This window comes from Sphingobacterium hungaricum, from assembly GCF_015210005.1.
GTDB classification, from domain to species: Bacteria; Bacteroidota; Bacteroidia; order Sphingobacteriales; family Sphingobacteriaceae; genus Sphingobacterium; species Sphingobacterium hungaricum.
On record NZ_MU158698.1, the window covers coordinates 1,184,649 to 1,209,829 of the forward strand.

The window sequence follows — 25,181 nt, forward strand, 5'->3', positions numbered from 1 at the left end:
ATGATTGAAGTAGGAAATGTTCTCGTACACGAAGATTTGATTAAAAATGAATTCGTGTGCAACTTAACAAAATGTAAAGGCATTTGCTGTGTGGAAGGTGATTCTGGAGCTCCATTATTGGCTTCAGAAAAAGCTATCCTAGAAGAAATATATCCGAAAGTAAAACCTTACTTAACGGAAAAAGGAATCAAGGCAATTGAAGAACAAGGCACAAGTGTTGTTGATATGGATGGAGATTTGACGACCACTTGCGTGGATGTCAATCAAGAATGTGCCTACGTCATTTGGGAAAATGGCATTACGAAATGTGGTATTGAAAAAGCGTATGAAGAAGGTGCTGTTGATTGGAAAAAACCTATTTCCTGCCACCTCTACCCTATTCGTACCACACATTATCCGGAGTTTGATGTACTAAATTATGACCGCTGGCATATTTGCAGCGATGCTTGTACGTTCGGCAAAGAATTGGGAATTCCAGTGTACAAATTTCTAAAAGACCCATTAATTCGTACGTATGGAGAAAAATGGTTTGAAGACTTAGAAAATACTATCGCCGCAGAACATTAATTTTGTTATTTTTATACCAAATTATTATTCTCTATTCTTTGTAATAGACCATGTACATGCTGAAATTAAAAGAAATACAAAAACCCATACAAGAAGAACTAAAAAGTTTTGAAAAGCGATTCAAAGCTTCTATGAAAAGTTCGGTTCCTCTTTTAGACCGCATCACACAATACATTATAAAAACTAAAGGCAAACAAATGAGACCCATGTTTGTCTTTTTTTCAGCAGGTCTTTGTGGCAAAATCAATGATTCAACATACAACGGAGCTTCTTTAGTCGAGCTATTGCATACTGCATCTTTGGTGCATGACGATGTGGTAGACGATGCCTACGAACGTAGAAGTTTTTTCTCAGTAAATGCATTATGGAAAAATAAAATTTCCGTTCTGGTTGGGGATTACTTGTTGTCAAAAGGTCTTTTGCTTTCGGTAAAACACAATGAATTGGATTTGTTGCGCATCGTTTCTGAAGCTGTCGAGCAAATGAGCGAAGGCGAACTGCTTCAAATTGAAAAAGCAAGAAAATTGGATATTCAGGAGTCTGTCTATTTCGAAATTATTCGTAAAAAAACAGCTTCCTTAATTGCTTCTTGCTGTGCTTCCGGAGCATCATCATCCGGAGCATCTGCCGAAATGGTACAAAAGCTCCACCTTTTCGGAGAAAAAGTCGGCATTGCATTTCAAATCAAAGATGACTTATTTGACTTCGGATTAGACGACGTCGGAAAACCGATTGGCAATGACATCAAAGAAAAGAAAATGACCTTGCCTTTGATTTATGCGTTACAAAACGTATCGAAATCAGAAAAAAGACGGATTATCAATCTGGTCAAAAATCATAATGAAGACCGCAATAAAATAGCCGAGGTGATTGAATTTGTCAGAGCTAGTGGAGGAATGGACTACGCAACACAAAAAATGTATGCGTATCAAGACGAAGCATTTGCTATTTTAGAGGAATTTCCAAACAATGAATATAAAACTGGTTTACAACAATTAGTGCGTTTTACAACTGAAAGAAAAAAATAAATTATGAGTCACGAATTAATGTTTTTTATAGGATTTATTATTTTTATAGTCCTAATGCTTGCTATCGATTTAGGAATGTTTTCTAAAAGCGATAAACCCGTTTCATTCAAAGCGGCTGCTATTATGAGCGCAATCTGGGTATTATTTGCCTTGGGATTTGCTGCCATTCTTTATTTCTGGGGTAATGAACTCCATAACATTCATGATTTCGCGCGTTTAAATGAGATTATCGAGAAAAATTTCCACAACATTAAAATCATACCTGATGATTTAGCGGCAAGTATCCACATTTACAACAAAAACTTAAGCTTAGAATATCTGACAGGCTATGTTGTTGAATATGCGTTATCTGTCGACAATATTTTCGTGATGGTCTTGCTGTTTACCTCATTCGGTATTCCTGAGAAATATTACCACAAAGTATTGGTTTGGGGAATTATAGGTGCTGTTGTGTTGCGTTGTATCTTTATTTTCGTAGGTGCAGCTTTAATCGCAAAATTCGGTTGGATTCTATATGTTTTCGGTGGATTCCTTGTGATTACAGGTATTAAAATGTATTTGGACAGAAACAAAAACGAAGAGGTCGACCCTCAGAATCATCCAGTTGTCAAGTTCATGTCCAAACATTTCAGAGTCACTCCGAAGTTAGATGGCGGTAAATTCTTCCATGTGGAAAATGGTGTCAAATACATGACTCCTCTTTTCTTGGTTTTAATAGTTATCGAGTTTACGGATTTAGTTTTCGCAGTGGATTCCATTCCTGCAATTTTCTCAATCACAAAAGACCCTTATATCGTATTCTTTTCAAATATCTTCGCCATTTTAGGATTGCGTTCGATGTTCTTTTTATTAGTTAACATCATTGATAAATTCCATTACTTAAAAGTTGGATTAGCTTTCTTATTGATATTTATCGGTTTGAAAATGTTATTGCATAGTTATCTGGAACAATTAGGATTTACAACGGTGCATTCATTAATTGTGATTGTAGGTATTTTAGCGTTGAGTATCATCGCTTCGCTGGTCTTTCCGAAGAAAGAGAACTATTCAGAAAATTAAGCTTTTCGTATCCGTCAAGCTATTTAAACAAAAAAATCATTCAACAGTGTTGAATGATTTTTTTGTTTAATGTATTCTAAAATATACTCATGTAAGCTTCAAATACATATCGCTGGCCTCTTCTGCCTCCTGTCATTTCTTTCAAAATTCCATATCCGACTAGTTCATCAATAATTTTATAGGAAGTAGGCAATGATACTGAAGTGATTTCCTGAATGCGCTGTACATTGATAATAGGTTTCTGAAAAAGCTGATCCAGCACTTTTAATAAATGCATAGGTCTTTTGCTATTTTTTTGGATGTATTCTTCCTTTTCCTTTTTCAACTTCAATGTTGAATCAAAAGAAGCAATTCCGTTTTTAGCGGTTTGTGTGATTCCTACCAAAAAAAACTTAAACCATTGTTTAATATCATTATTTGTTCTTGCTCTTGATAAATTATCATAATAAAGCATTCGATTTCGCTCAAAAAAATCGGAAAGAAATAGGATTGGCATTTTTAAAATACCCTTATCTACCAAATAAAGCGGAATCAATAATCTTCCTGTTCGTCCATTGCCGTCCAAAAATGGATGTATGGTTTCAAATTGATAATGAATCAATGCAATTTTTAATAAATCTGGGAAAAATTTTGTCTCATCATGAGCAAACTTTTCGATATCGGTCATCAATTCATGAATACTCGTATGAACTGGTGGAATAAATACAGCGTCATTTATAGTTGCTCCACCTATCCAATTTTGGCTTGTCCGAAAATCTCCTGGAAGTTTATGTTCCCCCCGTACGCTTTCCAGCAATATCTGATGGATATTTCTAATTAATCTTGAAGAAAATGGCAACGTTTTTATTTGTTCGATTGCAAAATGCATTGCAGAGATGTAATTGTTGACTTCATTCCAATCATTTCTCTTCTCGTATTCGACTTCTTCTCGTAATAAGAACGAATCTTCAATGCTTGTTTGTGTTCCCTCGATTTTGCTGCTTTGCGTAGCTTCTTTAGCAACATGCATGTTAATGAATAAATCAATGTTAGGAATGTATTCTGAATACATATCCAATCGACCGAGTTGAAGATATGCGTCAGAAAGAAGATATTGAATTTCCATATCCTCTAGATACCATTGCCGCATTATCGGTGTTGGCTGGAAACTTGAATAGTATCCTTGGTTTATATAGGTGCCTGAAATAAATTTTTTCAATTTTAATCAATATTATTCAATCAAATTTAAATAATATTTTCCTTATTTAAAATTTGTCAAATATTTTTAATTAAGCAAACACCTTATTTAAAATTTTGAGTATATTTTTAATTAAGGAGTACCACTATTTAAATTTTAACCCATAATTTTAATTAACAAATCCTTCAACTAAAAAGAACATTTCAAAATTCCAGTCTGGTATTATTAAACAATCAAGCGATCCTTAAATTGATGAAGCTCTTCAACCGACAATTGTTGCATCACCTGTTGCAATTGGGCTTTAAAGAGATTAATGGTGTGTTCTCCGCCTTGATTTCCTAAAGCTCCAACTCCATACATAAATGGACGGCCCATAAAATTGAATTCAGAACCAACAGCAGACGCTCTTCCCAAATCCACGCCCGAGCGGATACCGCCATCCAGCATAATCGTCAGCTTTTGCGAATAACTAGCATTCCGAGTCAATTTTTGCAAAGAAACGATGGAAGATTCTCCAGCATCCACTTGCCTTCCTCCATGGTTCGAAACGATAACGCCATCGACGCCTATAGCAATCGCAGCTTCCATGTCTTCTTCCGTCACGATGCCTTTTAGAACCAGCGGACCTTTCCACATATCACGGATTGCCTGGATTTTCTGTACATCAACCCTGCCAGTGAATGTGCGATTCATGAATTGCCCAAGCTGCGTCATGTCCAAGCCCTTTTCCATATACGGCTTTAGCGTCGCGAAAGAAGGTATGCCATGCTTTAAGGTCTTGATTCCCCAAGTCGGGCGAATCGCTGCTTGGAAAATATTCTGAATATTCATTTTTGGAGGCATTGACAATCCAGACTTGATTTCACGATAGCGCAAGCCAAATGAAGGAACGTCAACAAGAACAACTAAAACCGGACATTCAACGACTTGAAGACGCCGAATAATATCGTCACGAAGTGAATTTTCTGTTGGATGATACAACTGAAACCATGCTTTTCCTCCAGACACTTCCGCAATGCGCTCAATGCTGCTGGTAGAAACAGTACTCAAAATATACGGTACATTTTCTTTCGCCGCTGCTTTCGCTAAAATTTCTGGAGCATTCGGCCACATCAATCCCTGAAGACCGATCGGAGAAATTCCAAAAGGAGCTGAATAGGTATGACCAAATAAGGTTTTGGACATATCTATTCCTTTATAAGGTTTTAAATATTGTGGCTTAAGGTAAATGTCATCAAAATCCGATTCGTTCCGCGCAAGGTTCAGCTCTTCGTTACAACCGCCTTCAAGATAATCAAAAGCAAATTTGGGGATTCTAGATTTTGCCTTTTTCTTTAGGTCGGCGATTGATGGATAATTGGAATTATACGGGTATGTTATTTTCTTTTGCATTTTTTAATCCAGTAAACTATGCAAAGATACTAGAATTACAAAAACAACCTTCATGCACTATGATGCTTCACAAGGGTTAATGAATTTTATCAAATTTTGCAATCAATTTCCAGAATCTTGTAATTTCCCCTTCTTCAAAAACAGCCTTTTTCCATTCATTCAGCTGAATTTCAATGTGTTTTCCTTCAGCATGATAATTTCCAAAAAAGAAATCATCGCCATGAATATAAAATCCGAAATGATGATCCAATGTATGCAAGATTTCGACATGAAGCTGCTCGAAGAACAAAATCGAATGTTCTTCAAACGGAAAGTCGATGGGCTTAGGAATTAATCCTTCGTCTTGAATGGCTAGCAAAGGCTTTGAGCTAAAAATTGGAAAGCTGATTTTAGGAAGTTTTGTCCAGTCTGAATCGAATTGCTGTATATTTTGAGCTTGTTCTTTCCCTAAGAATGGAATCTGGGCAAATGAATTTTTAGCTGTCTGCGAGCCCTCCTCTTTGAAGTGGTCTTCGAAGTGAACAATTTCGTTGACTGTCAATTTTTTTTGCAAAAGCAAATCAACAGGTATGCTAAAATAATTTGCAATATGTAAAATAACTTCAATTTTAGGCTCGGCTCTTAACTCCTCGTAAGACGAAATATTTCCGCGAGAAAGACTAAAAATATCCGCAAAAGCCTGTTGACTCAATCCTTTTACCTTTCTTAGCTTTTTTATATTGCCACCAATCTGACTCATGTATGAAATTATTTTAAAATTTATTTTGCAAAATATTTTTGCATTTACTATCTTTATGCAAATATTATAAGCAAATATATAAATTTATTAGCCATGAACTTCCAAAAAGTGGAAAATTTTATCACCGACTTAGATTTTTTGATTGTTTCAAAAGATGAAAACGAAGGGGTGTTTGTAATCGAAAATGAATCGGATGGCATACGCAATTTAATTATAGGCGTTGCTGATCCCATCATCATCTTCGAACAATACCTTTTTACCTTATCTACCGATTCGCAAGAAATTTTTAAATCCCTGTTGATTAAAAATCGGGACATCGTTCATGGTGCTTTCGCACTGACAGAAGATGGCAAAAAAGTAATTTTTAGGTACACGCTCCAAATACACAATTTGGACAAGAATGAATTTGAAGCAGCAATCAATTCGCTCTCCTTATTAATGAGCGAATACTATGAACAGTTAATTGATTTTTCAAAAAAATAATACGATGAATATATTTAAACGACTTTTAAAAATCGGACAGGCCGAAATTCATGCGCTTGTCGAGAAAATGGAAGATCCAATCGCGTTAACAGAACAAGGAATTCGTGATATGAAACAAGATTTAGCGGAATCAACAGAATCTTACGCTAAAGTCAGAGCCTTAATCATCCGTTCAGAAAACAGGGTGGTTGATAAAACAAATGAGGCAGACAGCTATGAAGAGAAAGCGAAAAAGATCTTAGGAATTGCGCAGGCAGGTGAAATCGACAAAAACAAAGCTGAACAACTTGTCATCGAAGCACTACAGATTAAAAAAGATCTTTTAAGTGAAATTGCGAATCTGCAACATGAAATCAGCAATCACAAAATATCGGCCGAAGAAATTAACAATAGCTTGTCAGTGTTGAAATTTAATATTGCTAAATGGGAAAAAGAATTATCAACTTTAAGAGCCAAACAGAAAGTGAGCGCAACTAACAAAACGGCTAATCAGCAAATGGCACAGATTGAAGCAAATAGCACAATCCAAATGCTTGAACGCATGAAGGCCAAAGCCGAAGAAGACCAAGCATTAGCAAAGGCGTATAACGAGCTGGCAGAGCAACAAATCAATGAAAAGATTGATCATTCGCTAGAACGTGACAAAACGATAATGGCCGAATTAGAAACTTTAAAAAAGAAGATTGGTTTATGAGAAAATATGAATTTAAAGTAGTTGAACTATTTGGCAAAGCCAATTGGACGGAATATAAATTTGATTTAAAAGAATTAGACCATAAAATTCAGGAGTTAGGGAATGAAGGATTTCAATTAGTCAACTCATTGAGTATTTGCGGGACAGGAGGTATTACAACTCAACTTGTTTGTACTTTCCAACGAGAAATTACTCAATAACTTAATCAAAATAAATTATGAACGAAGTATTTGATATATTATTCCATCCCCTACCCAATGCCATTATGACTCTTTTGATGGGTTTGAGTTTGGTCTATTGGCTGTTCACTATGCTGTTGGGCGACGGGTTTGAGTTTGGCGAAGCCAATGTTGATTTTGAAGGCGCAGATATGCAAGACATTGATGCTCCTGATGATCTGGATGGCGATACAGATGCAGACGGAGAACCTTCTTTCTGGAGCAAGGCGATGGATTATATCAATATTGGAAAAGCACCAATGATGGTCATTGTTACCTTATTTAAATTTATCGGATGGATTATCACCATTGCATCGTCCATCGCATTGAGCCTATCGCAATATGGCTGGAAATCAGTCTTAATATTGATTCCAATATTTTTGCTGACTTATTTTTTAATGCATTACGTGACGATCCCTGTTGTCAAACTTTACCAAAAAGTGGGTTATCAAGGTGAAGAAGCACATGATTATTTAGGCAGAGTCGGCAAAATGAAATCCACGATTCAAGGCGATAACATTGGTTCGGCTGAAATCGTCATCAATCAGGATGTGATCCGCCTTCCGGTAAAAAGCAGAAACGGAGAACGGATTGCCTATGGCGACACGGTAGTCGTGACCAATGAAACAGGAGACGGCAAAATCTATTTCGTAGAAAAAGAAATTACATTAAACACTATATAAACACTATAAATTTATTAACCAATGACAAGTAGCACATTATTATTTTTAGACGGTATCACTGGCATTGTCCTAATTGCAGTGGGCGTGGTCGTATTTGGCATTTTCGCCTTCTTCGTCATCCTCAGCATGTTTTACAAGAAGATTCCGCAAGGAAAAGCGATTGTTAGAACAGGTGTTGGTGGCTCTAAAGTTGCATTCAATAAGGGAATGTATGTTATTCCGGTTTTCCATAAAATGGAAATCATGGATATTTCTGTCAAGAAAATTGATATTGCCAGAATGCAGGGCGATGGATTGATCTGTAAAGACAATATCCGCGCAGATATTAAAGTTGCATTTTTTGTTCGTGTGAACAAAAATGTAGATGATGTCATCAATGTTGCGCAAAATTTAGGCTGTGACCGTGCGTCAGACCCTGAAACATTAAAAAGTATTTTCGAAGCGAAGTTTTCTGAAGCGCTTAAAACGGTAGGTAAGAAGTTTGAATTTATTGAACTCTATGAAGCCCGCCGCGAATTTAGGGATGAAATTTTGAATATTATCGGAACAGATTTGAACGGATATATCTTAGACGACTGTGCGATCGATTATTTGGAACAAACAGAATTGCAATTCTTGAGCCCAGACAATATTTTGGATTCTGAAGGTATTAAGAAAATTACCGAATTGACGGCTAAACAAAACATGAATGCCAATCTAATCCGTCGTGAAGAAGAAAAAGTCATTAAGAAACAGAACGTAGAAGCGCGTGAAGCGATTTTGGAATTGGATCGACAATTAGCTGAAAAAGAAGAGAAGCAGAAACGCGAAATCGACAACATCAAAGCCCGCGAAGAAGCAGAAATCACCAAAGTGCGTGAAGAAGAGCGTTTGAAATCGGAAACGGTTCGCATTTCGACAGAAGAGCAATTAGCTGTTCAGGAAGAAAATAAACTGCGCCAAATTATTATTGCAGAAAAAAATAAGTTGCGTACCAATGCAATTGAAACGGAACGTGTAGAAAAAGATCGCGCATTGGAAGAAACAGAGCGCATTCGCATTGTTACTTTAGCGCAGATTGATAAAGAACGTTCGATTGAAACGGAGAAAAAGAGCATTCAGAATGTGATCAAAGAACGTGTTCAATTAGAAAAAGGCGTTATCGAAGAACAACAAGGTGTCAAAGACCTGGAGTTATTCCGCGAAGTGGAGCGTAAGAAACAAGCTGGAGTAATTGCTGCTTCTCAAGAAGCAGAAGAACGGTTGATTTCTACGGTGAAAGCGGCTGAGGCTGCAAAAATTGCATCCGAGCAAGAAGCGGCTAAGAAAATTATTGACGCGGATGCAGCATTAAAGATCGCTGAGAAAAAAGCACAAGAAATGCTGATTGATGCAGATGCTAAAAAAGAAGCTTCTGCGAAAGAAGCAGAAGCGCGTAAAATCATTGCGGAAGCACAAGCAAAAGAAGAAGCTGCAATCGGATTATCGGAAGCAGAGGTTATGGTTGCGAAAGCAGATGCAGAAGAAAAACAAGGAACTGCGCAAGCAAATATCATTGAGCGAAAAGCTGAAGCAATGCGTAAAGAAGGATTGATGGAAGCCGAAATCGTACGTGAAAAAGCTTTAGCGGAAGCGAAAGGAATACACGAAAAAGCAACAGCTATGAAGGAATTGGATGGCGTCGGAAGAGATCACGAAGAATTCAAGTTGCAATTGCAAAAAGAGCGCGATATTGAGCTCGCTCATATCAATATCCAGAAAGACATTGCGACAGCACAAGCAAGCGTTTTATCAGAAGCATTGAAATCTGCTAAAATTGATATCGTGGGTGGCGAAACGATGTTCTTCGAGAATATTGTTAAACAGGTTTCCAACTCTAAAGGATTTGATCATTTGATCGATAATTCGAAACATGCAACAGATATTAAAAATGCATTGATTGGCCCTGACGGAAAAGGTGATTTGGGAGAGAAAATAAAAAGTCTCGCTGATAAGTATGGGATTTCATCAAATGACATCAAAAACCTAACGGTATCTGCAGCATTGATTAAATTACAGCAAGCTGCGACAAGCGAGGAGAATGCGGAAGACAGCAGTTTTATTAATTCATTGTTTGGAATGGCCAAGAATTTAGGGATTTCAAATAAGAAGCTGGGGTAAATCATATAATAAAAAGCAAATTAAAAGGTTAATTGCGCACCTACGGCGCGCCAAAAAAACGAATTTAACTTTCGCTACAAACATTTAGCACCTACGGTGCTTTAAATAAAAAATATTTGATATATATAATGTAATTTTTAAAATAAATTGTTTTTTTCAAATTATAAGATAACACATTAAAGTTTGCTCCGTAGGAGCAAGATATTTGTAGAACGTTTAAAATATATGCATTGTGCGCCGTAGGTGCACAACCAAAATTGATTTATCAAATGGCTAATACCTATTCTCAATTATATGTTCATTTTGTGTTTGCAGTCAAATACAGAGAGGCAACAATTGGTTTAGATTGGGAAGAAAAATTACATAAATATATAACAGGAATTATTCAAAATCAGGGACATAAATTATTGGCAATTAATTCAGCAAGCAACCATATTCATTTATTAATTGTATTAAATCCAACACAGGCTATTTCGGATCTAATGAGGATAGTAAAAAGTGATAGTTCAGAATTTGTAAACAAAGAAAGATTTACGAAACATCGCTTTCAATGGCAAGAAGGATATGGCGCATTTAGTTATAGCCGTTCTCAAATTGACAATGTTGTGAAATACATTCTTAATCAAAAAGAGCACCATAAAAAAGTTTCCTTTCAAGAAGAATATAGAAAAATGTTAAAGGATTACAGCATTGATTATGATGACAAATATGTGTTCAAGGATTTGGAAGGTTAGTTGCGCACCTACGGAGCGCGTTTTGAACTTGTTGACATCGGGCTACAAATATTTAGCACCTACGGTGCTTTAAAGGAAACAGAACAGAATGATTTTAGAAAGATTGTGTATTTAATTATGCTTTGCAGAAGCAAGATATTTCCAATAGCAAAAGACTCGCAATTAATTGCTCCGTAGGAGCAAAAAGTTTGTAGCAAAATTGGAACCATTAAAATTGTGCTCCGTAGGTGCACAACAAAAACTCAATAAAACAATTTTAAATTGTTTATATGGCAGAAACAACAGAACAAAAAGAAACCCTGGAATCAGGAGCTTACGATATCATCCGGAGACGCCTTCAAACGCAAAAAGAAGATTTGTCGTCCAAATTGCAACAATTAAACGAAGCTCGGAAAGAAGTTTTTAATTCGACGAACTTTGTGCTAAAGGCAAATCAGCGCATCACCACAGAAAATAATTGTGTCGCTCGTGGGATTTTGGCTTTAGAGAACTTGTGCATTTTTGGATACAACGTGCATTTCGGATTGCGGACAGAAATAAAATTAGATGATGTTTTCAGCATCTATTTATTTGAGAACAATCAGTTTGTTCCTCAATCACTGGATTTGATTCAGGATACCAACTTCATCACGGATTATCAAAATCTCTATAAATATTACCGCGACTCCATCTTCTCAAAATTCCGAAGGACGGAAAATTATTTGTACATGATTTTCCAGACCAGCAAAAATGCAGAAGACTTAAAAGCATTCAAGTGGCTGATCAAAAATGGAAAGCTGATTTATCAGGATGACCGCAGCATCCACGAAGTAAAAATTGCACCGCAATTTGAATTTGATTGGATCAAAACCACCTTGGAAGACCGCCGGCTTGGAAAATTTCCACATATTTCAATTTTAGACAAGTTGTTTATCGAGGCCCTGCACGGCGATATCACATTTAAAATCGAAGACAATACGGATTCTGGAAAAGGAATTTATTCGGAAAAAGTAACGAATATCGACCAGCAATTGGATGATGCTGAATATTATTATGCAGATTTAGGCAACCTGATTGCCATTCGCATCAAACCTTATCAAGAGGAATTCCGCGCCTACGTTTTTAATCAGCGCACAAAGGAAGTTGTTAACCTAAAATCGCTCAACCAATCGGCGATACTGTTGCCGGATAACCAAGGGATTATTTTCTCCAATGGGTATTATTTGCAGAACGGAACGCATAAAGTCTTTGATGGACAGCATGAGAACTTTTCATTCCTGCGCAAAATTGCTTCGCCAAACGGGGAAGATTACTTATATATTTTTACGCAATCAGAAACCAATACCTACATCCTGATGTCGTACAACATCATTCAGCAATCTGTCGAAACACCGATTGTATGCAATGGATTTACGATTTTCAAAGATGGAAGTTTGATATACTTCCGTACAGAAGCAGAAGCTACACGTCATCATCAAGTTCAGATTTGGGAAACGCCTTACATGGCCGAACTGAAAGAAAACCAGGAACGCAAAGATGATCCTTTATATAAAGTTGGGAACAAACAGATTGTGCAAGCGATGGCCGAGGTGCAGGAAGTTGTCCAATTGATCAACAAGGAAGATTCTTACGAAGGTTTGTATGAGGATATTTTAAAGAAATCGAATGCTTTGCTCGACTCCTATTTTTGGATAAACGATCCGGCACTGCATAATCTGGGCGAACCTTTAACTCAGATTAAAGGGGTTGCCAATACAGCCATTGACGAGTTTGTCAAAGTTCAGGCGCAACGAAAGCATGCGCTTGAAATCCTTCAAGCGACCGATAAAAAACTCGAAGAACTGAATTTCAAAATCAACAGCACTGTTGTTGAGAAACTGGATCAGCTGGTTCATCAATTGGCGGATGCGCGTAGGCTTCAGGGCGAAGTTATTGATCTGAAAAATGTCAAATACATTGATCTAGATCGTGTAGAAAAACTATTGGAACAGCTCAATGGCATTACGGAGGATCTTTCTGCCAAGACCATCGAATTCTTATTGCGAGATGAAGCATTGGCGCCTTATGAATTGAAAGTAGCTGAACAAAAACAAAACGTAGAAAACATTACGAAAGTTTTTGACGCCAGAGCCGTCGAAGAAGCAAATACGCAGATTTCGAGTGAGCTGGAGTTACTGATCGATATTCTGAATAGCCTGAAAATCGAGGACGCCACACAAACAACCAAGATCATCGAAAAAATATCAGTTATTTTTTCTTTGTTGAATGAAGTGCGTGCGCAATTAACCAGAAAATTAAATTCGCTGAAAAGCAAGGAAGCAATTGCAGAATTTTCTGCACAGCTGACTTTGATTGAGCAATCTGTCGTTAACTATTTAGAGCTTTCGACAACGGCCGAAAAAGCGGAAGAATACTACACGAAGATTGTCGTTCAACTCGAAGAGATCGAGAGCAAATTCTCAGAATTTGATGATTTCTCACTGAAAATTGCAGATAAGCGAGACGAAATTATCAAAGCGTTTAACAGCAAGCGCGAACAGCTGATTGAGCAGATCAATAAGCGCACAAATTCGCTGGAACAAATCGGAATTCGTGTACTAAAAAATATCGAGAACAAATCCAAATCATTCGCTTCGCGAGAAGAAATTTTGAGCTTCTATTCTTCTGATTTAATGATTGACAAAATCCGCCAATTGATTGCGGAACTCAAAACATTAAATGATGTTTCGAAAGCTGAAAACTTAGAAAACCAGTTAAAAAAATCTCAAGAGGATGCGCTTCGTATTCTGCGTGATAAAACCGAATTGTATGTTGACGGCGAGAATATCATTGCCCTTGGCAAACATAAATTCTCTGTCAACAATCAATCTTTAAGCTTGACTCTGCTCCGAAGAAATGATGAACTGTATTACCATCTGACCGGAACAAGCTTCTACCAACTGGTCAAAAACAGCGAAATCACGGCTTTCCAAGATATATGGGAACAAGAATTGGTTTCGGAAAATGCCGCGGTTTATCGGGGATCCTATTTGGCTTATAAAACATTTCTAGCAGGAAAAGATTCACCGGAAAATTTCAATGCCGAAGAATTCATAAACCGTCAGGTAGAACAATCGTATACCGAATCCTACATTAAAGGTGTTCACAATTTCGATGCGCTGAAAATTTACAGCGCCTTGCTTGAACTGGACATGAAGCTGGATTTGCTTCGGTACGATGCCGCTACGCGCGCGACTGCTCAGCTTTTCTGGCATTCTTTGGCTGAAGAAAACAGAAAGAAACTATTGGGATTGATCCATTCTACGCATGCTGTTTTGAAAACATTTCCTAATTCAAAACGCTATGAATCCGTTATAGAAAATATAGAGGAACAATATAAAAAATGGGATTCGCTGACGGCATTCACGAACATAAATGCGCATTCGATTTCACATTATTTGTTTCAAACATTTACGAAATTCGGAAAATTCTCTTTGAGCGAGGCCGCCGATCATTTAAAGCAAGAATTCGTGCGTTATTTGGAGAGCAAAAAAGCATTCAAGGATTTTGAGCATGATATTCTTAACGAAGAATTTGCATTGGTGGACCGCTACTATCTGGCATTGAATTGGCTGAACTCGTTTATTGATGATCAAGAAAACTACGAACAGTATAGAAAACATATCGAAGAAACGGCGACCGAGTTGTTATTCCCGAATGATGAAAACGAATTGATATTCGGCAAAGATGCCTTAATGATCGATGGACTGAAAGGAAACCATCCAACACTAAACAATGGATCTATCCAAATCAATTATCATCAATTTGTATCGCAGTTAGATACATTCACGCAAGTAAATGTACCTCGTTTCCAAGCCTTCACGCAACTTAAAGAACAGCTAAGCAAGTCTTACGAAAAGGAATTAAAAATATCGGAATTCGAACCAAAAGTATTGACTTCTTTTGTCCGCAATAAATTGATAAACGATGTGTATTTCCCTTTGATTGGAAATAACTTAGCAAAACAATTGGGGGCAGCAGGCGACAATAAGCGTACCGCAAGAATGGGAATGTTGTTGTTGATTTCTCCTCCAGGTTATGGTAAAACTACCCTGATGGAATATTTAGCCAAAACAATGGGTCTTCATTTTATCAAGATAAACGGGCCGACCATCGGTCATTCGATAACTTCCATTGATCCAGTTGAGGCAAAAACTTCAGGAGAACGGGAAGAATTGAAAAAGATAAATCTTTCATTCGAAATGGCAGACAATGTGATGCTATATCTTGATGATATTCAGCATTTGAATCCAGAATTTCTTCAGAAATTTATTTCTTTGGCCGATGGCCAAAGAAAAATTGATGGCATTTTCGAAGGAGAAAGTAAAACCTATGACCTGCGTGGCAAACGTTTTTGCATTGTGATGGCTGGGAATCCGTATACCGAAAGCGGAAGTAAATTCCAGATTCCGGACATGTTGGCCAATCGCGCGGATGTGTACAATCTGGGTGATGTTATTGGCGATACGGAAGCTGTTTTCAATTTAAGCTTAATCGAAAATGCTGCTATAGAAAATGTATATTTAGAAAAAATTGCAAGCAAATCGTTCAAAGATTTCTATGCTTTAGTAGATTTTGTTCAGAATAGAGGCGAACAATTGCCTGATTTGGAAGGAAATTATTTGAAGCAAGAAGTAGATGATTTTATTGCTGTTTTAAAGCACATTTTGAAAATTCGCGATGTCGTGATCAAAGTAAATCAAAATTACATTCAAAGCGCCGCGATGCAAGATAGTTACCGAACCGAGCCTCCTTTTAAAATGCAGGGATCTTATCGTAACATGAGTAAGCTTGTCGCGCAGGTCATTCCGATGATGAATGATAAAGAGGTTGACCAAGTACTTTTAGCGCATTATGAAAGTGAGTCGCAGACTTTAACTGCCGATACGGAATCAAATTTATTGAAGTTAAAAGAACTAGCAAAGCAAATGACGCCTGAAGAAAAAACCCGCTGGGAAGAAATCAAAGAGATCTTCCGGAAGAATAATAAGCATGGCGGATTAGCGAAGGATGACAAACTATTTGCTCAAATGCTTGATTTCAATGAAAATCTAGAAGGAATTATTAAGGCAATTAAAGGAAAATAAATTCGTACACCCTAAAACCTATACTATGAGGAGCCATCTTTATATGATGCTAATTGCACTTTCTATGTCGTCCATTGCGAAGGCACAGGACACCATATACTTCGACCAGGATTGGAATGAAACTTCAAAAGCCAACCATTCTTTTTATAGGCCGATGCCTTTGGCAAAAGTCGGAGAATTGGAATTGCTAAAAGATTATTACAAAAATGGGAATCTCCAATTTCAAGCTTATATCAAGGACAGCAAAGAAGATCACTTTGTAGGCGATGTGTATTATTATGAAGAAAATGGATTTGATAGCAATTCAAGACAATATTACAATGAAAGCTCAATAAAGGAGCTTAGCTATTACAATCAGGATGGAAGCGTTTGGAAAAAAATCAGCTACGACGAAAATGGCAAAAAATCGAAGATTAGCATTTTTCTGAAAGGAAAGGAATTGTTTTCGGGAGAAATAATCGATGCCAACACTTTTTCAGGAACATTTAATCCACCAAAACCTGAATCCTATTATGATCGATTTGAAGAAATGACGGAACCTTCGGTAATTACTTACGAAGGACCCGTAGCAACAGCAGAAGTAACGCTAGAAGACGAATCACCAAAAACTTCTTATTTAGAAGTTACCTATTGGAAAAACGGTCAAAAAGCAGCTGAATCCAAATTTGAAAACACAGACTATTCAAATGGTAAAATTGTTTCAAAAAAACATTGGGACGAAAATGGGAAACTGATTAGTTCGGTGACGTTTGAAGATGATGGCATTGCTAAGAAATATGTTGATATTGACTATTACACCAATAACCAAGTCGCAATTTCCGTTCAAGAGATGAAAGAAATGCGGTCGCAAAATGAATACGAAAAACGCACACTCTATTCGGAAAAGGGTGAAATCCTATCCGAACAAAAATACCAAGATGGAGAATTAGCTGAAGTCATCAATTACAATTTAGCTGATAGAACGCAAAGCACTCAATTGTATCGAGAAGGAATGCCCTACGATGGAGAATTCACTACAGTTATCGGATATAATCAATTGTTCTACACGTTTAAAAACGGTAAAAAAGAAGGAAAAATAACAGTAAAAGATCGCGAAACAAACACGATTACGCTTTACGAGGGATACTATAAAGACGATTTACCTTTCGATGGCTATTTTATTATCGATGGCGCTGAAACATATCAATTGCATCACTATACAAACGGGAAACAAGAGGGCGTTCAAAAAGTATTCGCTAATTTCTTTGACGATGAAGTCAAAGAAGAATTTGAAATGAAGAATGGCGTATTAGATGGATATTACAACTATTATACTGATGGTAAATTAGTTTTTGAAAGCCGCTATAAGGATGGAAAAATAATGGATGGAACGCAAATCAGCAAAGAAGAGAAATGGGTATATCGCAATGGCGAATTAGTCGAAAAGACGGTATTCACTGACAGCTATAATTCGGAACCAAAATTGATCGAGCGATATGAAAATAACCAAATCGCTTCCGTTGAATATTTTAACTTTACGATTGCAGAAAAAGAGCAAGAAAGTTATTTAGGAACTTACAAAAATGGTGAACCTTACGATGGTTATTTTACCCTTCATAACCTGATTGATGACATATACCTTGTGGATTATTACGAAAAAGGAACTTTCCGATTCCAATATTCGTTTGATATCCTAGAACAACTAGAAAATTACAGGCACTACACTTATTTCGAAAAATCAGAAATTGAAAATGGAAAAATCATAAATGGTTCAGAATTTTTGCCACAAACGAAAAATGGTTTGGTCAAACTGGTTCATCAAAACAAAAACATCACAGCAGCGGAAATCAACATTTTCGCGATGCATTACTTTAACCGGATCAATCTGAAGATCGTAAATGATGAAATTGAGATTTCAGACATGAGCTCGCCCTTAAGAATAAAGATTTTCAAAGAAAAGGACTACATAACGGGGAGTCTTTTTGAAGGAGATGAACTGTTAAGAACACAAAAATTTCCGACGGAAGTGAAAGACGGTAGTCCAAACTCGATCAGCTTTTACTATGTAAAAAATAATAAAATAGAAACTTTTTCGATAGATCATTTTCCAGAAAATTACGAAGTAAGTAGTGAAAACAGAGCATTTGAAATCATTCTCACAAAATTTCCGATGACGACAAATAAGTCTATGAATGAAATTTTGCAATCTCTTCTTGAAATATTTCAATCAGAAGATAGCGGTGAGTTTGAAGAACTTGTTGAAAATACATTGTTTCCGTTCCCTACATCTGATTTTCTAAGCAAAATGGAATACGATGAAAATGGGCAGCCGCTTTTTGGAATCAAAATCAACATGGAGACTAGTGGCAAAATTTTAGTAGAAGCCATGGAGAATGGTAAAGTCCGAAAAACAAAACGGCTGGAATCATTGTCCGCTTTGCTAGCAAATGATAAAGAAGTTTTGCAGAAATTTTGGCAACAATTTATTAATGAAATGTAGCAAGATAAAGCAAAAAAAATCCCGGATCCATTTAATTGGATCCGGGATTTTTTCTTTTTTAGAAATAACTTATCGAACTAATTCGTCGATTGCCTGATCGACTTTTTCAAAATTAAAACCAGCAACAACTTCATTAAATTGACGTTCGATTTGATCGTTTTGCAAGTTGCCTATGCTTCCCTCGTGGGTATGATTTACGGTTTTGCTCGGCTTAAATGTTCCTGATTCGATGGCTGCGCCAATGTTTTTGTAGGCATCGCGGAATGGAATACCACTTAGCACTTCATTATTGACAACTTCGACTGAAAACAGATAATCATATTTTGGGTCTTCCAAGATGGCATCTTTTAATGAAATATGGTCAAGCATAAAGGTGCAGATTTCCAAACAATCGTTCAAAGATTTGAACGAAGGGAATAAACTTTCCTTTAACAATTGCAATTCACGATGGTAACCGGAAGGCAGATTGGTGGTCATCAATGCAATTTCATTCGGCAAAGCCTGAATCTTATTGCATCGTCCGCGCATAATCTCAAATACATCTGGATTCTTTTTGTGAGGCATAATGCTCGATCCAGTCGTTAAATGATCTGGAAAAGAGATAAAACCAAAGTTTTGATTGATAAACAAGGTAACGTCCATAGCAAACTTGCCTAGCGTCGCTGCGACAGAACTCATGGCTTGCGCCAATACACGTTCCGTCTTCCCCCTACCCATTTGTGCATAAACCACATTGTAGTTCAAATCCTGAAAACCCAATAGGTCGGTTGTCATTCTTCGGTTTAAAGGAAATGAAGAACCATAACCCGCGGCCGAACCTAAAGGATTTTTATTGCTGATGTTCCAAGCTGCTTTCAGCAGTTCCAAATCATCGACTAAACTTTCGGCATAAGCCGCAAACCACAATCCAAAAGATGAAGGCATTGCGATCTGCAAATGCGTGTATCCTGGAATCAGTATGTCTTTATTTTCATTGCTTAATCGAATCAATTGCTGGAACAATGCTGTGACCTGATCAACAAGTTGTTTGATTTCAAATCTGAAATACAGCTTCAGGTCCACTAAAACCTGATCATTGCGCGAACGGCCTGAGTGAATTTTCTTTCCTGCTTCGCCTACGCGTTGCGTCAGCATCATTTCAATCTGCGAATGAACATCTTCCACCGTATCTTCAATAGTGAAATTTCCCGATTGAATTTCTTGATAAATGGTTTTGAGTTCTTTTTGTACTAAAGCCAAATCTTCATCGCTCAATAAGTTAATGCTGTTAAGCATTTTTGTGTGCGCTAAAGAGCCCAAAACATCCGCAGTAGCCAATTGTAAATCCATCGCTCGATCATTGCCAACGGTAAATGATTCCACAAAAGAATCTACATCAATATTTTTTTGCCAAATTTTCATGCTAAAAATTTAAGAACACAAAAATACCATTTGACATTGGATATCACAACGCTCATTAAATCATATCTATAAGAAAACCAAAAATTGATTTTAAATTTTTGTTAATTTTTTAAAATTATATTTTTTCAAAAAACCGCCTTTAACGCTATTTAACATAAATTAACGTCTCTAAAAATAAGTAAGCACTCACTTTTTTGTAAAAAAAATTTTGCAGGTCTAAGTTAAACCCTTATGTTTGTTGAAGTAAAGGGGAAATGAAAGAAAAAAATTAGTGAGTATTGACTCACGCTTTTATTACCGAATAATAAACAACTAAATGATGATAGACCAAAATGTCTTAAAACTTTTAAAAGAAATATATTCTATCCAGTTTTAAACTAATATTAGATCAAAGACTTGTCAATGCCCACGACAAGTCTTTTTTTGTTTTAGTCCCATCCATTTCTTATTAAACGTAAGATTCTCTTGATTATTATTATCTTTGTTAAGCTTAAGATTTGTAGTTTAAAAAGATATAAGAAATGGGAACAGAAAGCAAGAGACAACAACGGTTTGCGGGAGTAATCCAGCAAGATTTAGCAGAACTTTTTCAGAGAGATGGCGGTAGTTGGGCACCAAATGCTTTTATAACCGTGACTCGCGTACGTGTCACGCCAGATTTAGCGATTGCTCGCGTCTATTTAAGCTTTTTGAATACGTCTACATCAAAATCTGATTTGGGACTTATCCGTTCCAAAGCTTCTGAGATTCGCTATAAATTAGGCACACGAATCAAAAATCAAGCACGCATTGTCCCTCACTTAGAATTCTTCTTGGATGATACCAGTGAATATGTAGAGCACATGGATAAGTTGTTTGACGAAATAAGCAAAGAACCTAGACAGGAAGATTAGCCAGAGCGATTGGATGGCATGATATCTTTATTAGACCCTCAAAAATTAGTTTTCCCGAATCAAAACCATGCGGATGAAGATGGTTTACTGGCTGTGGGTGGCGACCTGCAAGCGGAAAGATTGCTGTTGGCTTATCAGAATGGTATATTCCCATGGTACAATCCCGGAGACCCAATTTTATGGTTTTCGCCTGATCCACGCTGTGTGATATTCCCTGCGGACTTAAAGATCAGCAAAAGCATGAAAAAGGTATTTGCTCAACAGCACTTCTCATTTACTTACAATAAGAATTTTAGCGAAGTCATTCGCGAATGCGCCCTCGCAACTCGAAAAGACCAAGATGGAACTTGGATTACGGATGAGATGCAGGAAGCCTACATTAACTTGCACGCATTGGGCTACGCCCAAAGTGTAGAAGTTTGGGACTCTGAAAACAAGTTAGTCGGTGGTCTTTATGGCATCCTTGTCGACCGCATTTTTGTTGGAGAAAGCATGTTTTCGACAGTTTCTAACGCTTCAAAAGCCGGTTTAATTTACCTTATTACAAACTTCGAGCTGGAATTAATTGATTGTCAAGTTCACAATGATCATTTAGAAAGCTTAGGCGCGACACTGATTCCTCGCGATGCGTACTTAAGCCAGATACAAAAACAAAATATTCACCCTTATGGACTTCAAAAGCTACTTCGACATTCCTAAAGACCTGCTTTATTTCAACACGCCTGGAAACGGGCTGATGCCTAAAACAAATTATGCTTGGCGCGAACAAAGGGATAGGGATTTCTTTAACCCACAAGATCCTTTACGAGAACAGCAAGGTGATTTTATTGAACAAGTCAGGTCGAAGATCGCTTCATTTTTCTTCACCGACGTCCATAGTGTTTTCTGTGTACCCAATTTTTCGTTTGGCTTCAACACATTGTTAAGCGGAATTCCTTCCTCGATTCCAATGATTATTGTCGAGGGTGATTATCCTTCAGTAAACTATCCAGTTTTCAGCAGAGGATTTTCTGCGAAAACAGTTGCATTGGATGAAAATCTTGAAGCAAATATTGAGAAAAGCATCCTGCCAAATACCGAACAGATTCTGTTTTTGAGCATCGTCCAATACATCTCAGGTGTGAAAATTGATTTAAGTTTTATTCAGGAATTGAAACATAAATACCCGAAATTATTAATTATCGGGGATGCTACGCAATTTTTGGGCACTGAAAAGTTTGATTTTCAGCATGCTGGCTTTGATGGAATTGGCGCAAGCGGATACAAGTGGCTATTATCAGGATTCGGAAATGGATTTATGTTGCTCAACGAACGATTGAGGGCATTGATTTATCAAGAAGCGCAACAGAAGAGTTTGCCTCAAGAGACCATGTGGGCAGGAAGAAGCATTTTGAAAACTTATTTTGAACCAGGCCATATCGATACGCTCGCTCATGGAACTTTGTTGCAATCCTTAAATTTTCTGGAAACAGCAAATTTAGATTTGATACAGAAGCATATTCAGGGCTTAACAGAAATTGCCTATTCCGAATTGAATAAGCGAGACTTGCTATTGCCCATAGCAAAAAAGAGAAAAATACAATCTTCTCTAGTAAATATTCAGCTAAATCCAAATCTATATCCTAAATTAGTCGAATCGGGAATCCGATGCTTCCCCCGGGGGTCAGGAATACGAATTGGCATTCACCTGTACAATACGGAAGAAGATTTAAATAGATTGTTAAAAATTATAGATCAAATCTAATCATGTTTAAAATTGGAGATTTAGTTCGTTTTGTGGATGAGCCTATTGAGGGTCACATCACCTCTATTCAGCAAAACGACATTGTGGGCGTAACAGATGAAACAGGATTTGAAATTCCAGTTCTGAAAACAAAGATTACGCTGGTACATGGAAATATGCGAAGGGATGACGATGATTTCGAGACGGACAAACCGGTTCAATCAGGTCCTTTTGTTGAGAAAGGCATTTATTTGGCTATCCGTGGCGATCAGAATGAAGGATTGGCTAAGTTTTACATCATCAATGAAACTTCGTTTGATGTGCTGTTCAATTTTGGAGAGCTACATGGAACGAAAGTGACAGGCATTCGCGCGGAGCGCATAGGCCAAAAAGATTTCTTGCAAGTGTATTCTGCTAATTTTTCTGCAATTGGAAAATGGCCGACTTTTCAAATTCAGCTATTGCGTTTTCACCATGAAAGCCAAAACCTGCAACCAGCGATTACCAAAGAAATCAAGGTCAAGCCAATGGATTTGATGCAAAACAAAGTGAAAAGTGAATTGCTGGAGGACAAAGTCTGGCAATATGAATTGGATAAAATCGAAGAAAATATCAATTTAGATAAACTGAAAAGCCATTTCATCTCGCATCGTCCAAACAAATAAAACTTGAAATTTTAGGCTAGCATGCCATCTGTTTCTTGAACAGGCTCTTTAAGCTGTACCTTTTTTGTGCTTACCATCAAGGTAATGATGCCGATAAAAAACACAAACCAGCCCCACTTAAAGTGAATTGTTTTGGAAAGGATTCCGTCAATGAATTTGAATCCGAAATAATTATTAATCGTAAAATAAACAGCGACCATTGCCAGTATTGCCCACAAAGCAAGCACAAAAGTCATGATCCTAAACGCTTGTATTTTGCGTATAAAAAACAAGAAGGTGCAGATTCCCAACAAGCCGTAAGTGATTAAAAACAAACGCATATCGGTCTGGTAAAGGTTCCAATTTCCGATTAAAGGCACTCGCAAAAAGGGACAGAAAACTGCCGAAAGTGCAACAATTGAAGTTCCGATAATTGCCAAAGGCTTATATAAAATGTACATAGAAAAGCAATCTAATTTGCTGTAAAATTAGTTTTATAGTTTGATATTCTAAAAATAATTGAAAATCAGGCAATAACTCATAATAAAGCCAGAGCTTATAGTTAAAAAATTTGGTTTTCAATGATTTAACATAATTTTAACGTTATTTATAATCTTTCTAAATTCATGTGTTTGACAGATTTTTGACATTATAGCTGTGACTTTACTCTACATTTGCAGTACAAATTATTGAGCTAGGAATTTAAGCTTTGAAGAATTTAAAAGTAATAGCGTTTACGCACAAACATGTTGAACTGAAAGATCTAGGAAATCTAGTAATCTGCAATGAAGAATTGGATTACCGATTGATCAGTCTTAAGAACAGTTTAGATATTCCGGAAATATTTTACATTGGAACTTGTAACCGAGTAGAATTCGTGTTCTACGGAGCGCACGAGCTGACCGATGAATTTGTTGCCGAATTTATGCACAAGATGAATTTCTGTGTTCCTGCGGAGCGTTTGCAATGTTTTTTAGGGCAGGTTACAAAATATTCAGGCATGGATGCGCTACAGCATCTGTTCAGAATGTCTTGCTCGCTTGATAGTTTGGTAGTTGGCGAAAAAGAAATTTTATCTCAAGTAAGAAGAGCTTACGACCGTTGTCGTGAAGCTGGTTTTACAGGAGATTTTCTTCGTTTGATGATGGATCAATTGGTCAAAACAGCAAAAGAAGTTTACACCTACACCAACATTGCCAGAAATCCTATTTCAGTTGTTTCTTTGGCTTATCGCAAATTGAGAGAAGTTAAGTTATTGGAGAATCCACGAATTCTGATCGTTGGCTCTGGCGAAACCAATCAAAATTTAGCAAAGTATCTAAAGAAACACAAATACAATAACTTCGTGATCTTCAACAGAACAGTTGCAAATGCAAGTGCTTTGGTTGAAGAATTAAATGCAGAAGTCTATCCTTTGAGTGAATTGAAAAATTACAAAAAAGGATTTGATGTCATGATTACCTGTACTGGAGCTCCAGAAGCTATCATCGATAACGAATTATACACTTCGCTATTGAACGGCGAGACAGACCGCAAAGTAATCGTTGATTTAGCTATTCCAAACGATATTGATGCTGACGTAATTGCAAAAAATCCGATTCATTACATCGAAGTCAGCAGTCTGCAAGCTATTGCGGAGCATAATATTCAAGAACGTTACGACGAATTAGTTCATGCCGAACGCATTATCAATGAGAACATTAAAGAGTTTTTACCGATTATCAAACAGCGTCGTGTAGAAGTTGCCATGCGCAATGTTCCAGAGAAAATCAAAGAAATTCGTTCTACAGCTTGCAATGAAGTTTTTGCTCAGGATTTGAATAAATTAGATCCTCAAGCAAGAGAGGTTTTGGAAAAAGTAATTAACTATATGGAAAAGAAATACATCAAAGTTCCTATGGTTATGGCCAAAGAAATTCTTGTTAAAAGTTCAGAAGCAGAACAAAATTAATCTTCCTTTTTCTAAAAAAATAGCTATTAACTGACAGAAAATGGCTTTTATAAAAATCCTTTTGGTTAAATT

Annotated in this window: 21 protein-coding genes; 16 read left to right on the top strand and 5 right to left on the bottom strand. The window is 36.9% G+C overall.

Going from position 1 to position 25,181, the window contains the following annotated elements; all coding sequences use genetic code 11:
• Genes C4F49_RS08360 through C4F49_RS08370 form a run of 3 tightly spaced genes read left to right on the top strand, consistent with a single transcriptional unit; the run spans position 1 to position 2,654 of the window.
• The gene (locus C4F49_RS08360; RefSeq protein WP_196935415.1) at positions 1 to 567 is read left to right on the top strand and encodes a DUF3109 family protein; all 567 of its coding nucleotides are present in this window, start codon (positions 1 to 3) and stop codon (positions 565 to 567) included.
• A gap of 56 nt (positions 568 to 623) precedes the next feature.
• A complete protein-coding gene (locus tag C4F49_RS08365) occupies positions 624 to 1,595 on the top strand; it encodes a polyprenyl synthetase family protein (RefSeq protein WP_196935416.1) in 972 nt (323 codons plus the stop codon).
• A 3-nt stretch (positions 1,596 to 1,598) separates the two neighbouring features.
• Positions 1,599 to 2,654, top strand: coding sequence for a TerC family protein (locus C4F49_RS08370; protein ID WP_196935417.1), 1,056 nt, complete (start codon positions 1,599 to 1,601; stop codon positions 2,652 to 2,654).
• Between the two features lie 76 nt (positions 2,655 to 2,730).
• Here the strand turns inward: C4F49_RS08370 and C4F49_RS08375 are convergent, their stop codons facing one another.
• From C4F49_RS08375 to C4F49_RS08385, 3 genes are all read right to left on the bottom strand, one after another.
• Positions 2,731 to 3,852: a Fic family protein gene (locus C4F49_RS08375; RefSeq protein ID WP_196935418.1), complete on the bottom strand. Its 1,122-nt coding sequence runs from the start codon at positions 3,850 to 3,852 to the stop codon at positions 2,731 to 2,733.
• Positions 3,853 to 4,056: 204 nt separating this feature from the next.
• The gene (locus tag C4F49_RS08380; protein ID WP_196935419.1) at positions 4,057 to 5,223 is read right to left on the bottom strand and encodes an alpha-hydroxy acid oxidase; all 1,167 of its coding nucleotides are present in this window, start codon (positions 5,221 to 5,223) and stop codon (positions 4,057 to 4,059) included.
• 76 nt (positions 5,224 to 5,299) lie between these two features.
• Positions 5,300 to 5,962: a helix-turn-helix domain-containing protein gene (locus C4F49_RS08385; protein ID WP_196935420.1), complete on the bottom strand. Its 663-nt coding sequence runs from the start codon at positions 5,960 to 5,962 to the stop codon at positions 5,300 to 5,302.
• Between the two features lie 93 nt (positions 5,963 to 6,055).
• Between C4F49_RS08385 and C4F49_RS08390 the strand changes: the two genes are divergently transcribed.
• The 8 genes from C4F49_RS08390 (at position 6,056) to C4F49_RS08425 (ending at position 18,497) form a co-directional block, all read left to right on the top strand.
• Positions 6,056 to 6,445 (top strand): YbjN domain-containing protein, encoded by a 390-nt coding sequence (locus tag C4F49_RS08390; RefSeq protein WP_196935421.1) that lies wholly within the window; start codon positions 6,056 to 6,058, stop codon positions 6,443 to 6,445.
• Positions 6,446 to 6,449: 4 nt separating this feature from the next.
• Positions 6,450 to 7,139: a PspA/IM30 family protein gene (locus tag C4F49_RS08395; protein ID WP_196935422.1), complete on the top strand. Its 690-nt coding sequence runs from the start codon at positions 6,450 to 6,452 to the stop codon at positions 7,137 to 7,139.
• Positions 7,136 to 7,339: a DUF4177 domain-containing protein gene (locus C4F49_RS08400; protein WP_196935423.1), complete on the top strand. Its 204-nt coding sequence runs from the start codon at positions 7,136 to 7,138 to the stop codon at positions 7,337 to 7,339. The genes C4F49_RS08395 and C4F49_RS08400 overlap by 4 nt, the downstream gene beginning before the upstream one ends.
• A 17-nt stretch (positions 7,340 to 7,356) precedes the next feature.
• Positions 7,357 to 8,040 (top strand): OB-fold-containig protein, encoded by a 684-nt coding sequence (locus C4F49_RS08405; protein ID WP_196935424.1) that lies wholly within the window; start codon positions 7,357 to 7,359, stop codon positions 8,038 to 8,040.
• A gap of 21 nt (positions 8,041 to 8,061) precedes the next feature.
• Positions 8,062 to 10,179, top strand: a complete 2,118-nt coding sequence (locus C4F49_RS08410) for an SPFH domain-containing protein (protein ID WP_196935425.1) — start codon at positions 8,062 to 8,064, stop codon at positions 10,177 to 10,179.
• Positions 10,180 to 10,448: 269 nt separating this feature from the next.
• On the top strand, positions 10,449 to 10,913 hold the full coding sequence (gene tnpA, locus C4F49_RS08415) for an IS200/IS605 family transposase (protein ID WP_196935426.1): 465 nt from the start codon (positions 10,449 to 10,451) through the stop codon (positions 10,911 to 10,913).
• Positions 10,914 to 11,182: 269 nt separating this feature from the next.
• A complete protein-coding gene (locus C4F49_RS08420) occupies positions 11,183 to 16,018 on the top strand; it encodes a DNA repair ATPase (protein WP_196935427.1) in 4,836 nt (1,611 codons plus the stop codon).
• Positions 16,019 to 16,043: 25 nt separating this feature from the next.
• Positions 16,044 to 18,497, top strand: a complete 2,454-nt coding sequence (locus tag C4F49_RS08425) for a hypothetical protein (protein ID WP_196935428.1) — start codon at positions 16,044 to 16,046, stop codon at positions 18,495 to 18,497.
• 69 nt (positions 18,498 to 18,566) lie between these two features.
• Here the strand turns inward: C4F49_RS08425 and argH are convergent, their stop codons facing one another.
• Entirely contained in the window at positions 18,567 to 19,898 is a 1,332-nt protein-coding gene (gene argH / locus C4F49_RS08430; protein ID WP_196935429.1) for an argininosuccinate lyase, read from the bottom strand.
• 521 nt (positions 19,899 to 20,419) lie between these two features.
• Here argH and C4F49_RS08435 point away from each other — a divergent pair.
• Genes C4F49_RS08435 through C4F49_RS08450 form a run of 4 tightly spaced genes read left to right on the top strand, consistent with a single transcriptional unit; the run spans position 20,420 to position 23,179 of the window.
• Entirely contained in the window at positions 20,420 to 20,791 is a 372-nt protein-coding gene (locus tag C4F49_RS08435) for a ribosome-binding factor A (protein ID WP_196935430.1), read from the top strand.
• Positions 20,792 to 20,809: 18 nt separating this feature from the next.
• Positions 20,810 to 21,490, top strand: coding sequence for a leucyl/phenylalanyl-tRNA--protein transferase (gene aat / locus C4F49_RS08440; RefSeq protein WP_196935431.1), 681 nt, complete (start codon positions 20,810 to 20,812; stop codon positions 21,488 to 21,490).
• On the top strand, positions 21,459 to 22,535 hold the full coding sequence (locus tag C4F49_RS08445; RefSeq protein ID WP_196935432.1) for an aminotransferase class V-fold PLP-dependent enzyme: 1,077 nt from the start codon (positions 21,459 to 21,461) through the stop codon (positions 22,533 to 22,535). Before aat ends, C4F49_RS08445 begins: the two co-directional genes overlap by 32 nt.
• A 2-nt stretch (positions 22,536 to 22,537) precedes the next feature.
• Positions 22,538 to 23,179, top strand: a complete 642-nt coding sequence (locus C4F49_RS08450; protein WP_231388246.1) for a hypothetical protein — start codon at positions 22,538 to 22,540, stop codon at positions 23,177 to 23,179.
• Between the two features lie 11 nt (positions 23,180 to 23,190).
• Here the strand turns inward: C4F49_RS08450 and C4F49_RS08455 are convergent, their stop codons facing one another.
• Complete coding sequence (locus C4F49_RS08455; protein ID WP_196935433.1) at positions 23,191 to 23,619, bottom strand: hypothetical protein; 429 nt, start codon at positions 23,617 to 23,619, stop codon at positions 23,191 to 23,193.
• 248 nt (positions 23,620 to 23,867) lie between these two features.
• Here C4F49_RS08455 and hemA point away from each other — a divergent pair, with 248 nt between their 5' ends.
• Positions 23,868 to 25,109 (top strand): glutamyl-tRNA reductase, encoded by a 1,242-nt coding sequence (gene hemA / locus C4F49_RS08460; protein ID WP_196935434.1) that lies wholly within the window; start codon positions 23,868 to 23,870, stop codon positions 25,107 to 25,109.
• Positions 25,110 to 25,181 lie beyond the last annotated feature (72 nt).

Excerpts from the sequence above, each read along its gene's own strand:
- C4F49_RS08360 (WP_196935415.1), top strand. The coding sequence starts at position 1 with ATGATTGAAGTAGGAAATGTTCTCGTACACGAAGATTTGATTAAAAAT.
- C4F49_RS08365 (WP_196935416.1), top strand. The coding sequence starts at position 624 with ATGCTGAAATTAAAAGAAATACAAAAACCCATACAAGAAGAACTAAAA.
- C4F49_RS08370 (WP_196935417.1), top strand. The coding sequence starts at position 1,599 with ATGAGTCACGAATTAATGTTTTTTATAGGATTTATTATTTTTATAGTC.
- C4F49_RS08380 (WP_196935419.1), bottom strand. The coding sequence starts at position 5,223 with ATGCAAAAGAAAATAACATACCCGTATAATTCCAATTATCCATCAATC.
- C4F49_RS08385 (WP_196935420.1), bottom strand. The coding sequence starts at position 5,962 with ATGAGTCAGATTGGTGGCAATATAAAAAAGCTAAGAAAGGTAAAAGGA.
- C4F49_RS08390 (WP_196935421.1), top strand. The coding sequence starts at position 6,056 with ATGAACTTCCAAAAAGTGGAAAATTTTATCACCGACTTAGATTTTTTG.
- C4F49_RS08395 (WP_196935422.1), top strand. The coding sequence starts at position 6,450 with ATGAATATATTTAAACGACTTTTAAAAATCGGACAGGCCGAAATTCAT.
- C4F49_RS08400 (WP_196935423.1), top strand. The coding sequence starts at position 7,136 with ATGAGAAAATATGAATTTAAAGTAGTTGAACTATTTGGCAAAGCCAAT.
- C4F49_RS08405 (WP_196935424.1), top strand. The coding sequence starts at position 7,357 with ATGAACGAAGTATTTGATATATTATTCCATCCCCTACCCAATGCCATT.
- C4F49_RS08410 (WP_196935425.1), top strand. The coding sequence starts at position 8,062 with ATGACAAGTAGCACATTATTATTTTTAGACGGTATCACTGGCATTGTC.
- tnpA (WP_196935426.1), top strand. The coding sequence starts at position 10,449 with ATGGCTAATACCTATTCTCAATTATATGTTCATTTTGTGTTTGCAGTC.
- C4F49_RS08420 (WP_196935427.1), top strand. The coding sequence starts at position 11,183 with ATGGCAGAAACAACAGAACAAAAAGAAACCCTGGAATCAGGAGCTTAC.
- C4F49_RS08425 (WP_196935428.1), top strand. The coding sequence starts at position 16,044 with ATGAGGAGCCATCTTTATATGATGCTAATTGCACTTTCTATGTCGTCC.
- argH (WP_196935429.1), bottom strand. The coding sequence starts at position 19,898 with ATGAAAATTTGGCAAAAAAATATTGATGTAGATTCTTTTGTGGAATCA.
- C4F49_RS08435 (WP_196935430.1), top strand. The coding sequence starts at position 20,420 with ATGGGAACAGAAAGCAAGAGACAACAACGGTTTGCGGGAGTAATCCAG.
- aat (WP_196935431.1), top strand. The coding sequence starts at position 20,810 with ATGATATCTTTATTAGACCCTCAAAAATTAGTTTTCCCGAATCAAAAC.
- C4F49_RS08445 (WP_196935432.1), top strand. The coding sequence starts at position 21,459 with ATGGACTTCAAAAGCTACTTCGACATTCCTAAAGACCTGCTTTATTTC.
- C4F49_RS08450 (WP_231388246.1), top strand. The coding sequence starts at position 22,538 with ATGTTTAAAATTGGAGATTTAGTTCGTTTTGTGGATGAGCCTATTGAG.
- C4F49_RS08455 (WP_196935433.1), bottom strand. The coding sequence starts at position 23,619 with ATGTACATTTTATATAAGCCTTTGGCAATTATCGGAACTTCAATTGTT.